At 63.2% G+C, this 13,065-nt stretch carries 8 protein-coding genes; 2 read left to right on the forward strand and 6 right to left on the reverse strand.

Annotated elements, in window-relative coordinates:
* The first annotated feature begins 41 nt into the window (after nucleotides 1-41).
* On the forward strand, nucleotides 42-2,750 hold the full coding sequence (locus INS80_RS06520) for a cation-translocating P-type ATPase (RefSeq protein ID WP_192964856.1): 2,709 nt from the start codon (nucleotides 42-44) through the stop codon (nucleotides 2,748-2,750).
* Nucleotides 2,737-3,498, forward strand: a complete 762-nt coding sequence (locus INS80_RS06525; protein WP_192964857.1) for a sulfite exporter TauE/SafE family protein — start codon at nucleotides 2,737-2,739, stop codon at nucleotides 3,496-3,498. Before INS80_RS06520 ends, INS80_RS06525 begins: the two co-directional genes overlap by 14 nt.
* On the opposite strand, the gene INS80_RS06530 is transcribed toward INS80_RS06525, so the two are convergent.
* From INS80_RS06530 to INS80_RS06555, 6 genes are all read right to left on the reverse strand, one after another.
* Nucleotides 3,499-3,744 (reverse strand): acyl carrier protein, encoded by a 246-nt coding sequence (locus tag INS80_RS06530; protein ID WP_192964858.1) that lies wholly within the window; start codon nucleotides 3,742-3,744, stop codon nucleotides 3,499-3,501.
* Entirely contained in the window at nucleotides 3,741-4,889 is a 1,149-nt protein-coding gene (locus INS80_RS06535; protein ID WP_192964859.1) for a dihydrolipoamide acetyltransferase family protein, read from the reverse strand. The genes INS80_RS06530 and INS80_RS06535 overlap by 4 nt, the downstream gene beginning before the upstream one ends.
* Entirely contained in the window at nucleotides 4,886-6,889 is a 2,004-nt protein-coding gene (pdhA, locus tag INS80_RS06540) for a pyruvate dehydrogenase (acetyl-transferring) E1 component subunit alpha (RefSeq protein WP_192964860.1), read from the reverse strand. The genes INS80_RS06535 and pdhA overlap by 4 nt, the downstream gene beginning before the upstream one ends.
* The gene (gene acsA, locus INS80_RS06545) at nucleotides 6,886-8,637 is read right to left on the reverse strand and encodes an acetate--CoA ligase (protein WP_192964861.1); all 1,752 of its coding nucleotides are present in this window, start codon (nucleotides 8,635-8,637) and stop codon (nucleotides 6,886-6,888) included. The genes pdhA and acsA overlap by 4 nt, the downstream gene beginning before the upstream one ends.
* A 163-nt stretch (nucleotides 8,638-8,800) precedes the next feature.
* A complete protein-coding gene (locus INS80_RS06550) occupies nucleotides 8,801-12,064 on the reverse strand; it encodes an efflux RND transporter permease subunit (RefSeq protein WP_192964862.1) in 3,264 nt (1,087 codons plus the stop codon).
* The gene (locus INS80_RS06555; RefSeq protein ID WP_192964864.1) at nucleotides 12,061-13,062 is read right to left on the reverse strand and encodes an efflux RND transporter periplasmic adaptor subunit; all 1,002 of its coding nucleotides are present in this window, start codon (nucleotides 13,060-13,062) and stop codon (nucleotides 12,061-12,063) included. The genes INS80_RS06550 and INS80_RS06555 overlap by 4 nt, the downstream gene beginning before the upstream one ends.
* Nucleotides 13,063-13,065 lie beyond the last annotated feature (3 nt).

Genomic DNA, 13,065 nt, shown 5'->3' on the forward strand with positions numbered 1-13,065 from the left:
ACCATAGGTGACAGTTAACCCGCCGCGTGACGGAGAAAACCATGGCAGAAGTCACGGGCGCCGCGCCCCATGCTCTTGCGTGCGAGGAAATCATCGCGGCGCTGAGTGTTGATCGCACCCATGGCCTGACAGCGTCGGAGATCCAGGAAAGACGCGCCCGACATGGGGTGAACAGGCTGACGGCGCAAAAGCCGCAAAGCCTGTCGTCGCTCATCGTGCACCAGTTTCGCAGCATAATCATCTGGCTTCTTGCTGCGGCGGCCCTTTTATCGTTTGCCTTCGGAGACCTGGCCGAAGGGGTCGCAATCCTTGTCGTTATTCTGTTCAACGGCGCAATAGGCTTTTTCACCGAGCTGCGGGCGGTGCGCTCCATGGAGGCGCTGCTGCGCATTGCCGAAGTGCAGACCCTGGTGCGCCGGGAGGGCAAGATACAACGCGTTGATGCCCGCGACCTTGTGCCGGGCGATATCGTGATCCTTGATGCGGGCGATGTAATCACAGCCGACCTGCGACTTCTTCAGGCCTCGAACCTGCAAAGCGACGAATCGATTCTGACCGGAGAATCCCTGCCCGTCGCCAAGGACACTTCACCCTTGCCAACCGGAACGGATGTGCCTGAACGCCGCAACATGGTCTTCAAAGGCACCGCCATCACCCAGGGCGCCGGAGAGGCCATTGTCACCGCCACCGGAATGCAGACTGAAATCGGCCGCATCAGCGCTCTGACAGAGGAGGCTCAGGCCGAAGTTTCTCCTTTGGAGCGGCGCCTGGACCGGTTGGGGCATCGGCTGGTGTGGCTGACGCTTGGGCTTGCGATTCTGATGATCGCGGTGGGGGTGATGCGCGGCCACGCCCTGATCGACATGATCCGCACCGGGACCGCTTTAGCGGTGGCAGCGGTGCCCGAAGGGCTGCCCATCGTCGCCACCTTGTGCCTTGCGCGCGGCATGTGGCGCATGGCGGCGCAGAATGCGGTGATCACGCGCCTCTCGTCAGTGGAGACCCTCGGCGCGACCACCATGATCCTCACGGACAAGACCGGCACGCTCACGGAAAACGAAATGGCGGTGGTGCGCTATCTTTTCGCGGATGGTGATAGGGCGCTGGATCCCGGCAGCCCCGAAACGGGCGATGCCCGTCTAGAGATGGCACTGCGGATCGGCGCCCTTTGCAACAACGCCACCCTTGCCACTGGCGATAGCGAGGCCAGCGGCGAGCCGATGGAAATTGCCCTCTTGCGCGCCAGCCACGAAGCACGAGCGGACGCGCGCCAAAGCAAAGAGGATCTTCCGCGGGTTGCCGAACACGCGTTCGATCCTGCCCGCAACATGATGGCCAGTGTCCATGCGCAGGGTGATGGCTTTTTCTATGCGATCAAGGGCGCGCCCGAAGCCGTGCTTGAGGTCTGCTCCCATGAATACCAGCCTGAAGGCTCCGTGCCCTTGGATGCTGCAACGCGCAAGGTCTGGGCGGACCGGCAGGGCGCCGCCGCGCGCGAAGGCCTGCGGCTATTGGCGCTCGCCACCAAACAGGCAAAGACCGCTGATGAAGACCCCTACGCGGGGCTCACCCTGGTGGGTCTGGTCTGCTTCCTCGACCCGCTGCGCGCCGATGTGCCCGATGCGATCCGCTCGGGTCTGGCGGCCGGCGTGCGGGTTGCAATGATCACCGGAGATCACGCCGACACCGCCGCGACCATCGCGCGCCAGGCCGGGCTGGCCGAGGGTGGCCTGCACGTGATCGAGGGCAAGGAACTGCGTGGCTTTGATCCCGAGACGGCGGACCCGGACTTGCGCGCGCGGGTGCTCTCGGCCGATGTCTTTGCCCGCGTGGCCCCGGAAACAAAGCTGAGCCTGGTCCGCATGTTCCAAAAGGCAGGGCATGTGGTGGCGATGACCGGGGACGGGGTGAACGATGCGCCTGCACTCAAGAAATCCGATATCGGGATCGCCATGGGCCAGCGCGGCACGCAGGTGGCGCGCGAGGCCGCCGATGTGGTGCTGAAGGACGACGCCTTTGGCACGTTAATCTCGGCCATGCGGCAAGGCCGGGTGATCTTCGACAATATCCGCAAATTCGTCATCTACCTGATGTCCTGCAACGTCAGCGAGGTTCTGGTCGTTGGCGTCGCCGTGGGCGCAGGCCTGCCCGCACCGCTTTTGCCGCTGCAAATCCTGTTCCTCAACCTGGTGACCGACGTCTTTCCTGCCTTCGCTTTGGGCCTCGGCAAAGGGGATGACGGCATCATGTCCCGTCCGCCGCGCAATCCCCAAGAGCCGATTGCCGGTCGGCGTGAGTGGTCTTTGATCGGCCTATTGAGCGTTGCGATCACCGTGGCAACCCTGACCAGTTTCGTGCTTGCGCTGTTTTGGCTGGGTCTGGAAGAAGGTCAGGCTGTGAGTGTCGCATTCCTGACCCTTGCGCTCGCGCAGCTTTGGAATGTCTTCAACGTGCGCAGCATCGGCGGCCCACTTTTGGTCAACGAGGTCACGGGAAACCCATATGTCTGGGGCGCACTCGGCCTATGCTCTGGCTTGATTGCCGCGGCGCTGTGGCTGCCTGGATTATCGGACCTGCTGCGCCTGCCCGACCCCGGCACAGCCGGGTTGGCGCTGGCCGGCGCGCTCAGCCTCCTGCCGCTCGTTGCCGGACAGATCGTCCTGCTCTTCAAACGTCGACAAAGGCGCGCAGCCCGCGAAACGATACAGCCCGTCATGGCCTTTCAGGAGCGCAACTTTGGACCTGATTGATCTGCTCTTGGCCGGATCTGTGGTTTTCACTGCAGCGATCCTGCGGGGCTATTCCGGCTTTGGATTTTCCACCATCCTGATGGCCGGGCTGATCTTCTGGCTCCCCGCCAGCCAGATCGTGCCGATGTCCATAGCCCTTGAGATCCTCGCATCCCTTGGCCAGTCGCGCAGCGTGTTGCTGGACGTGGACCGTCGCGCGCTATGGTTGCTTCTGCTGGCGGGGCTGATCGGCAATCCTCTGGGTGTGGCGCTGCTGGGCTATGTGTCGGACGACAGCATGCGGCTTGGCGTGCATTTCCTGATCCTTGGCGCGGTGCTGACGCTCCTGCTGCGCCCGCTGCGCCCGCACACACCTACTGCGGCCCTGCTGTGTCTGGCCGGTTTCATAGCCGGAGTTGCAAACGGCGCAACTGCCATGAGCGGCCTGGTGCTGGGCCTGTTCTTTTCGACCACCGCGATCAGCTCCCGCGCGATGCGAGCAACAATGATCGCCTATTTCTTTTTCACCGATATATGGGCCGGAGGGTTGCTCGCCCTATCCGGCCACTACAGCGCGCAGACACTCTGGCATATTGCCGCCGCCTTGCCGATCCTTGGGGTAGGCGTATGGCTTGGAGGGCGCCGATTTGCCCGCGCGGCCGAAGCAGGAGGTACACAGGCCGTGGTCCACGAACAGAAGTTCCGCCGCGCGGTCCTCTGGCTCTTGCTGGCCTTATGCCTCATCGGGTTGGCGCAAACCCTGAAATGATCAGGAAAGGTGCGCCATAAGATAGTCCGCCAGATGGTTGAAACTGTCCATCTCACCGTAATCTGTCTCGGGCATATCAAGGCCAAAGCGTTTGGCCAAAGCAGTCACCAGGTTCAGGAAATCGATTGAGTCGATGTCGAACTCATCGCGCAGATCTTCGCTGCGATCGATCTCGCCCAGCGAGATATCCGGGGCGATCCGGGCCAGTTCTTCGCCAAGGGCCTGTTCGATGTCGTCACGTGTCATAGGGTTTCGGGCTCCTGCAGAAATCGGTCGATGGCGCGCAGGAACAGCGCGCCGCGATGGCCATCGCCGACACGGTGATCAGCGGCCAGGGTGAGGGTTGCGATCTGGCGTGACACCACTTCTCCCGCCACCACCCAGGGACGCAGCGCAGGTGTGCCGATGCCCACGATGGCCACCTGAGGCGGGTAGATCACACCAAAGAGCCCATCAACACCACGATCCCCAAGGCTGGTCAGGGTGATCGTTGCTTCAGACAATTCACGCGCCTTGAAGCGCCCCGCGCGGACGCGGCCAATCAGATCTCGCATCTGTGCCATCAACTCGTCGCGCTCCTGCGCTGACACGTCAAACAGCGCCGGCGCGACCAGCCCTCCGCCGCGCAGAGCGATGGCAAGGCCAATATTTGCAGCTCCCGCCGGGGAAAATGTGCCCTTCTCGAAATGCCCGTTGAACTCAGGATACTTCTGCAGCGCTCGCGCAATGGCGCGCAGGTAAAAGACCGGCGGCAACAGGCGATCCTCAGGCGCACGGCCCGCATTCACTTCGGCAATGAAATCCGTGAGCGCGGTCATCTCCACCTGATGAGTGAGGTAGAAATGTGGGATCTCGCGTTTGGAGCGCGACATGGCGGCGGCAATAGCCTGCCGCATGGCGCTGAGGCCCGTGTGTGGCTCAGGGTCGGGAGCTGCCTTGAGATGCGCCGCCACATCTGCATGACGGATAGGCTGGCCGGGCGTTACCGGGAGTGCGCTGATGTCAACGCCCTCCTTGGCCGCCAGTCGCCGCGCCGCCGGAGAAGCAAGAACACGGGCGCCAGTGGAGACAGGCAGCGGTTTCAGAGCTTGTTCCATTTCTACTGGCTCTGGTGGTGGCACCGGCTTGGAGGCAGCGGCTACTGGCTCTGCCGCCTCTCCCGTATCGATCCGCGCCAGTGGAGTGCCCACGGGAACACGCTCCCCGATGGCCACCAGCCATTCCGTAACCGTGCCGCTCTCATAGCACTCGATCTCGATCGCGCCCTTCTGGGTTTCCACCACGGCGATGATATCGCCACGTGAAACGGGTTGACCCGGGGCGATCGCCTGCTCAATCAGCGTGCCCGCCTCCATGTCCGCCCCAAGAGAGGGCATGAGAAACGCGCTCATGGCGCCTCCCCCATCACGCGGTGGGCGGTTGCGGCGATCTCTGCCGCCTGCGGGATCGCGGCCTGCTCCAGATGGGCAGCATAGGGAATCGGCACCTCGGCACTACAAACGCGCGCCAGAGGTGCGTCCAGATCCCAGAAGGCCTCTTCCGCCAGGATCATACCAATCTCTGCCGCAAGACTCCCGGTCTTCCAGCCCTCGTCCACCATCACAGCCCGGCGGGTCTTGCGCACCGAGGTCAGGATCGTCTCGGTATCCAGCGGCCGCAGGGAGCGCAGGTCGATCACCTCGGCGTTGATGCCCTCCTGCGCAAGTGCCTCGGCGGCATCGAGCGTCTTGAACAGGGATCCGCCATAGGTGATGAGCGAGACATCCGTGCCCTGCCGCCGGACCACGGCGCGGTCGATGTCCACCGGACCGGCGTTTTCAGCCAGCTCGCCTTCGCGATTGTAAAGCATGACGTTTTCAAAGATCAGCACCGGGTCGGGATCCTCAAGCGCGGTCCAGAGCATACCGCGCGCGTCCTCCAGCGTGGCAGGCACCAGCACCCGCAGGCCCGGAATATGTGCATACCAACCTTCCAGCGAATGCGAGTGCTGCGCCGCCAGCTGCCGCCCCGCGCCGGTGGCCATGCGGATCACCACGGGCACACCGAACTGGTTGTTCGACATATGGCGGAAGGTGGCGGCGGTGTTGAGGATCTGGTCCAAGGCGAGCAGCGAGAAATTGACCGTCATCACCTCGACGATGGGGCGCATCCCGGCCATCGCAGCGCCAATCCCGGCACCGGTGAAACCGGATTCAGACAGCGGCGTGTCGCGGATGCGATCCTCGCCGAACTGATCAAGCAAGCCTTTGGAGACCGCATAGCAACCGCCGTATCGCCCAACGTCCTCTCCCATCAGGAACACCCGCGGATCACGGATCATCGCACCCACGATACCTGCGCGCACCGCCTCGCGGTAGGTGGTGGTCACCGTGTTGCCGGGAGGTGTGACCTCGGGCGGCGCAGGCCGGTCCGGCGCCATCACATAGCGGGTGAGATCGGCGACAGGCTCATCCGTGCCGCCTTCGGCAAAGGCGACCGCCTCGGCGATTTCGGCGTCCACCTCGGCGGTGATCTCCTCCACCTCTCCGGCATGCAGGAGATTGTTCTCCTCGGCCCAGGTCTGGAAGCGGACAATAGGCCCCTTGGCGCGCCACTCCTCCACCTCGTCCTTGGGCCGGTAAAGCTGGGCGTCGAACATGGAATGGGCGCGGAAACGATAGGTACGGCATTCAAGGAATTGCGGCTTGCCATTCTCTGCGATGGCCTTGAGCGCCTTGCGCGCCGCGCCTTCGACGGCGACGATATCCATGCCGTCCACCACATGGCTGTCGATGCCATAGCTGGCCGCCTTGGCGTGTATATCGGTCTCGGATTCCGAACGTTCCAGAGCCGTGCCCATGGCGTAGCCGTTGTTTTCGCAGACAAACAGCACCGGCAGGTCCCAAAGCGCGGCAAGGTTCAGGCTCTCGTGGAACTCGCCCTCGGCCACGGCGCCTTCGCCAAAAAAACAGGCAGTGACGGCGCCTGTGCCCTGCATCCGGTCGGCCAGGGCAAGCCCCGCCGCAAGGGGCAGGCCGCCCCCGACGATGGCATTGCCGCCGTAGAAATTGTGCTCGCGGCTGAACAGATGCATCGAGCCGCCCCGCCCCCCGGCGCAGCCCTCCGCCTTGCCGTACATCTCGGCCAGGACGCTGCCCATGGGGATGCCGCGCATCAACGCATGACCGTGTTCGCGATAGGTGGCGACCACCCGGTCCCGTTCTTCAAGCAAGGGGATGATGCCGGCGGCAATCGCCTCTTCCCCATCGTAGAGATGCAGGAAACCACGGATTTTCTCGCGGGTGTACATCTCGGCGCAGGTGTCTTCGAAGCGCCGGATGCGGATCATCGCTTTCAGAAGGTCACGCAGATGGGCGTGATCGAGGCGGGGTTTCACGTGGTCGATGCTCATGACTCGTCGCTTTCCAAGGTAGAGATATCACCCTCGGGCAGGCCCAGCTCGCGCGCTTTCAAAAGGCGGCGCATGATCTTGCCGCTGCGGGTCTTGGGCAGGTTCTGGCGAAAGGCAATTTCCTTTGGCGCCACAGCGGGTCCCAACTTCTTGCGGGCGTGCCCGAGAAGGGCGAGGCGCAGATCCTCGGACGGCTCCACCCCCGGCTTCAACGCCACATAGGCCTTGACCAGCTCACCCGCAGTTTCGTCCGGAATGCCAATGACGCCGACCTCGGCCACGGCGCGATGCTCCATCAGGGCGCTTTCCACCTCGAACGGCCCGATCAGATGACCGGCGCTTTTGATCAGATCATCGGCGCGGCCCACGAACCAGAAATAGCCGTCTTCGTCGCGCATCGCGAGGTCGCCGGTCAGGTACCAGCCGTCGCGGAAGCATTTGTCGTATCGCGCCTGTTCATTTAGGTAGCCGCGCATCATTGAAGGCCATCCCGCGCGCAGGGCCAGCTCTCCCATGGCGCCGGGCTCTGTCACCTCGCGCAGGGCGCCACCTTCCCCTTCCATCTCGACGATCCCGGCTTCAATCCCTGGTAGCGGCTGTCCCATGGAGCCGGGTTTGACATCCATCGCCGCATAGTTCGCGATCATGATGCCGCCGGTTTCGGTCTGCCACCAATTGTCATGGAAGGGCTTTCCAAAGGCTTTGTTCGCCCAGATGACTGCCTCGGGGTTCAATGGTTCACCGACACTGGCCATGAAGCGCAATGACGCAAAATCATGTCCCTTCATCGCTTCGGTTCCGGCCTTCATCAGCATGCGGATGGCGGTGGGGGCGGTGTACCAGACGTTGACACCTTCTCCTTCCAGAATGTCATACCAGCGGGCAATATCGAACTCTGCCTCATCCACGATCATGCAAACCCGATTGGTCAGCGGCGCCACGATCCCATAAGAGGTGCCCGTGACCCAGCCCGGATCCGCGGTGCACCAGTAGATATCCCCTGCCCGCAGATCGAGTGCGATATGGCCGGTCCAGTTATGGGCAACCACGGCGTCATGCACATGCACAACGCCCTTCGGCTTGCCGGTGGTGCCGGAGGTGAAATGCAACAGCGCGGTCTCTTCAGGGTCCATCGGCTCGGTGGCGAAGTGATCCGCCGCATCGCGCATCAGATCCGCCAGCGGTAGGGTGTCCTCGGACGCATCATCAATGACAAACACCTCCCGCAGATCCGGCAGCGCGGACCGCAGGCCTTTGACTTTGCGTTTATAGAGCCTCGCAGTGGTCACAAGGGCATTGGCGCCGCCAATCTCCATCCGTGAGAGGATCGGCTCGGGACCAAAGGCCGAGAACAGCGGGCAGAAGGTGCACCCTGCCTTCAGTGTGCCAAGGGCTGCGATATAGAGCTGCGGCACCCGCCCCAACAACGCATAGACCCGGTCGCCCTTCCGAAAACCCTGGCCACGCAGCACATTGGCAAATCGGTTCGCTTCGCGCTGCAGATCGGCATAGGTGAAATCGTGCCGCTCGCCGGATTTCGCAATCCATCGCAGCGCCAGTTGGCCCCCGTGCCCCGCCGCCACATGACGGTCGATGGCCTCATGCGCGATGTTCATCTTGCCGTCCGGCAAGCCATCCACCAGCGCCCGCGCATCCGCCCAGCCGAAAGCTGCGCGCAAGGCATGATAGTCCGTCATGTTGGAGACGGTCTTGAAGCTCTCCGGTTTGGCAATCCGCGTCCCGTGCATAGGCACCCTCCCCACGTTCAACCACAGCAAGGTTAGCCGATTATCCGCAGGCGCAGATGACCGAGATCAAGGCAGGCAGAATTCGCTCACAATCCGGCCCGGCCCTGTATTCCCCGGCCCTGTATTCGGAGCTGTGTCAGTCCCTCTCTCGCCCGTTATCCGGTCAGGCCTTTTCCCGCCCGCCGCGCACGACCCAATAGATCGCCGGGATCACCAGCAGCGTCAGCGCAGTCGAGGTCGCAAGCCCGAACAAAAGCGAGATCCCCAGCCCCTGAAAGATTGGATCCACCAGAATAAAGGCCGCACCCGACATCGCCGTGATCGCGGTGAGAAAGATCGGCAGGAAACGCACGCCCCCCGCCGCCAAGAGCGCATCATGCAGGGAGCGACCGTTCTCCTGTTCGCGCCGGATGAAATCCACCAGCAGGATCGAGTTGCGCACGATGATGCCCGCAAGGCTGATGAAACCAATCATCGATGTGGCCGTGAACGGCGCATTGAGCGCCCAGTGACCCAGAGTGATCCCGATCAGTGTCAGCGGGATCGGCGTCATGATCACCAGGGGCAGCTTGAAGCTGCGGAACTGGCCGACGATCAGGAAGTAAATCCCCACCAAGGCCGCCCCAAAGGCCGCGCCCATGTCGCGGAAGGTGACATAGGTGACTTCCCATTCACCGTCCCACAGAAGGATGGGTTTACTCTCGTCCATGGGCTGGCCATAGAGCGTGACCTCGGGCTTCATGCCCTCGGGCCAGTCGCGGGCGTCGATCTCCTCCTGCACCGCAATCATGCCGTAGATCGGCGCCTCGAACCGACCCGCCAGATCGGCGGTGACCATCTCAAGGTCCAGACCATTCTTGCGGAAGACCGGCCAAGACCCCTGCTCTACCGAGATGCGTACCACTTCGCCCAGTTCCACGTTGCCCTGACCGATTCCGGCAGGGCCACGGGCGGGCAAGGGCGTCGCCAAGAGCGCCTCGGTCACCTGACGGCGCTCCTCACTCAGCTTCATGCTGATCGGGATGGGCCGCACCCCGCCGCCGCGCTGGGAATAGCCGACGGTGGTGCCGTGGAACAGCAGCGACAGCGTGTCATAGACCGCGCTTTGCTCGACCCCGTGGAAATCGAGGCTGGCCTGATCGATCTCGATCCTGAGCCGTTCGGGCGGGCGGCCAAAGCTGTCATCCACATCGACGATGAAATCCACATCGGTGAAGATCTCTTTCAACCCCGTCGCGACCTCGCGCCGAGTGTCTGGGTCGGGGCCATAGACCTCGGCCAGAAGGGTTGCCAGTACCGGCGGGCCGGGTGGCACCTCCACCACCTTGACCGAGGTGCCCGCGGGCAGATCGACCGCCGCGAGACGCTCGCGCAGCTCCAGCGCGATGGCGTGGCTCTGGCGGTCGCGTTCTTCGGAATCGGCAAGGTTGATCTGCAGATCGCCCAGCTCGGGGTTCTGGCGCACAAAGTAGTGCCGCACCAGCCCATTGAAGTTGAAAGGCGCGGCGGTGCCCGCATAGGCCTGGATGCTTTCGATCTCGGGGATCTCTCCGGCGGCAGCGGCCAGTGCGAACAGGGCGCGCTCGGTGTCTTCCAGCGTGGCGCCCTCTTCCAGGTCGACGATCACCTGCACCTCCGACTTGTCGTCAAAGGGCAGAAGCTTCACCACCACCGACTGGGTGCCAAACAGCGACACCGACGCCCCGGTGCCGACGAAGACAAGGATCAGAAAAATCGCAGCGCCCATGCGGCTGGCCAGCAAAGGCCGCGCAACGGCACGATAGATCCGGGCCATACGGGTGTTTTCGCCGTGATCGTCCTCATCCCCGCCATGCACCGGGACGGCACCGGGTTTCTTGCGCTGAAGCCGCAACATGATCCAGGGCGCAAAGACCACCGCCACGAAAAAGCTGAGGATCATCGCCGCCGAGGCATTGGTGGGAATGGGGCTCATGTAGGGGCCCATCATGCCCGAGACGAACAACATCGGCAGCAGGGCGAATACGATGGTCAGCGTTGCGATGATTGTCGGGTTTCCCACCTCCGCGACACCGCGCAGGGCGACCTTGGTCTTGTCGCCGGTTGGATCCAGCCGCCAGTGACGGGCGATGTTTTCCACCACCACGATGGCATCATCGACCAGGATCCCGATCGAGAAGATCAGCGCAAACAGCGATACCCGGTTGATGGTGAAACCCATCAGGTATGACGCGGCAAAGGTCATTAGAATGGTGGCGGGAATGATGATCAGCGTCACCACCCCTTCACGCCAGCCGATGAAAATCACGATCAAGAGGAAGATCGACACGCTGGCCCCGGCCAGGTGCGAGAACAGTTCATCCGATTTCTTCTGCGCGGTCTCACCGTAGTTGCGGGTGACTTCGACCTCCAGCGCATCGGGCAGGAAGTCGCGTTTGGCGGTCTCCAGCCGCTCCAGCAGCTCATCCGCCACGTTTACCGCATTGGCCCCTTCGCGCTTTGCAAAGGCGAGCGAGACAGCTGGACGTGGCGTCGCCTCGCCGGGGTGTAGGGTCCAGGCGCGGTTGTCGGCATCTGCGGGCGCAATGCTAACGCGGGCAACGTCTTTCACATAAACAGGCCGTCCATCCCGCGTGGTGACAAGAAGCAGACCCAGATCTGGTTGACCCACCAGGCTTTGACCGCTCAAGAGATCCAGCGAGGCGCCGGTCTGGCGCACCCGGCCCAGCAGCTCGGACCGGTTGGCGTTGCGCACCTTTTCCGCCAGCTGCTCCAGCGTGACACCATAAAGAGCCAGCGCGGCGGTGTCCGGCTCCACCCGGATTTCAGTGCGGCTGTCACCGACGATGTAGGTGCGCCCCACGTCCTCGGCCTTGGACAGCTCCGACATCAGCTGCGATGCGACCTCGCCCAGGTTGGCCCTGTCCCACCGCTCTGCCTCAGCACGGGGCAGATCCGCGCGCGGGGCGAGTGACAGCACCAGAATAGCGACGTCGTTGACCCCGCGCCCGATGATCAGGGGCTCCGGGATGCCAATGGGAAGCTGGTCGAAATTGGCGCGGATCTCGGAATGGACCCGCAGGATGGCGTCATCCTCGGGCACGCCCACCTCGAACCGGGCAGTGGCCATCACCCGGTCGTCAAAGCTTTGGCTGTAGACATGTTCGACGCCAGGCAGGCGCGTCAGCAGCGCCTCGATCGGTTTGGCGACCAACTCCACCGCATCATCTGCCGCCAGCCCATTGGCCTGGATGAAGACATCCACCATGGGCACCGAGATCTGCGGCTCCTCTTCGCGCGGCAGCAGCAGAAGCGCCACGAAGCCGAGGATCAGCGAGGCAATCAGCAACAGGGGAGTCAGGGGTGAATTGATGAAGGCGCTGGAAATCGATCCGGCAATGCCAAGGGACTCTTCGGCGCGCTCGTTTGGCGTGTTCTTGGTGCTCATTTCTGCACCGCCTCATATGCGCTCAGCTGGTCGCCGGGTTTCAGTCCCGCCAGAACCTCAATCCCGCCGTCGACGCGCACACCGGGCTGGACCACCACCTCTGCCCCGCTGTCGAGCCGCGCAAAGGTCACGCCATTGCGCTGCTGCAGGTAGACCTCGGGCACAACTATAGCCGGGCGCTGGCCGGTGGCGATCAGAAGGCGGACGCGTTCTCCAACAAAGAAATCACCAAGGCCCTCGGCCTCTACATCTACAACGACCTGACCCGCAACCAGTTCGGGATAGATCTTGGCGATGCGGCCATCACTTTGCGCCTCTGCGCTGGTCAACTCGCCGCGCGCCAGGATGCGAACGGTTTCCCCAGCTTCCAGATAGCGGGCGTGGCGTTCGGGCAGCTCGGTGCGCAGCACGAAATTCTCGGTCGCGATGGTGGCGATGGTTTCGCCCGGATTGACGAACATGCCCTCAACAACCGGCACACTCAGGATCCGCCCCGCCTCGGGCGCTCTTACGATACCTTCGGCCTGGCGGGCCAGGAGCAGATCCCGCTGCGCTTGCTGGGCGGCATGATTTTCCTCGGCCACACTCAGCGCGGTCTGCGCCTGGTCCACCGCTGTTTTGGGCGAGGCGCCACGTTCCCGCAATTCCAGAACACGTGACAGATCAATCTCGGCCAGGGCAATCTGTGCTTCAAGCGCGCGAATGCCCGCTTCTACCCCGGCAATTTCCAGCGCCAGCTTTTCATCCTCGACGCGGGCCAGAACCTGACCGGCGGCAACGCTATCGCCTTCTTCCGCACGCAGCTCCACCAGGCTGCCGGAGAGGCGCGCGCGGGCCAGCGCGCGCTTGACGCTCTGCACCTTCCCAAAGACGGGACGCCAGTCCGAAACCTCGGTCACCTCGACATCAAAGCCTTGGGCCGAGACCCCCTGCACCGTCGGCAAGCAGAGCAGCGACAGCGCGGCAGGCATAAACAGAATTCGGATCAACAAGCGCATATT

This window comes from Phycobacter azelaicus (genome assembly GCF_014884385.1).
Taxonomy (GTDB): Bacteria; Pseudomonadota; Alphaproteobacteria; order Rhodobacterales; family Rhodobacteraceae; genus Phycobacter; species Phycobacter azelaicus.